At 52.3% G+C, this 729-nt stretch carries 1 rRNA gene; it reads left to right on the forward strand.

From position 1 onward, the window contains the following. Positions 1-132: 132 nt before the first annotated feature. Positions 133-729 (forward strand): 23S ribosomal RNA (locus ACSFC5_RS23315); the annotation flags it as partial.

Below are 729 nucleotides of genomic sequence, written 5' to 3' on the forward strand. Positions count from 1 at the left end.
GGCTGGGAAGGGTTAATGCATGCCGCGTCTACGGCGTGCAGATGAGACCGTGTGTACGTGTAGTCCAGGCGTCCACTGGACCCGTTCCCGGGTCACTCTTGAATTACAACTTCCGTTGCAATTCAGATCCGATGAACGTGGCTACTGTGCCAGCTGGTGGATCGCTCGGCTTGAGAGCTGAAGAAGGACGTGCCAAGCTGCGATAAGCCTGAGGGAGCCGCACGGAGGCGAAGAACTCAGGATTTCCGAATGGGAATCCCCACCGCAATTGCTTCGCGCAATGGGGAACGTCGAGAATTGAAACATCTTAGTATCGACAGGAAAAGAAAACGTAATCGTGATGTCGTTAGTAATGGCGAATGAACGCGATGAAGTCCAAACCGAAGCCCTTACGGGCAATGTGGTGTTCGGACTGACGACCACTCTCAGACCCTCTACAGGAAGTCTCTTGGAATAGAGCACGAGACAGGGTGACAGTCCCGTAGTGTAGAGCAGTAAGAGACGAGTCAGCTCCAGAGTATCGGGGGTTGGATATCCCTCGTGAATATTGCAGGCATCGACTGCAAAGACTAAACACTCCTCAAGACCGATAGCGAACAAGTAGTGTGAACGAACGCTGAAAAGTACCCCCAGAAGGGAGGTGCAATAGGGCGTGAAATCAGTTGGCGATAGAGCGACGGGGCATACAAGGTCCTGTATACAATGAACCAGATGCGAATCTGTAGTAAG

It is taken from the genome of Natronorubrum marinum, assembly GCF_052040125.1.
Classification (GTDB): domain Archaea; phylum Halobacteriota; class Halobacteria; order Halobacteriales; family Natrialbaceae; genus Natronorubrum.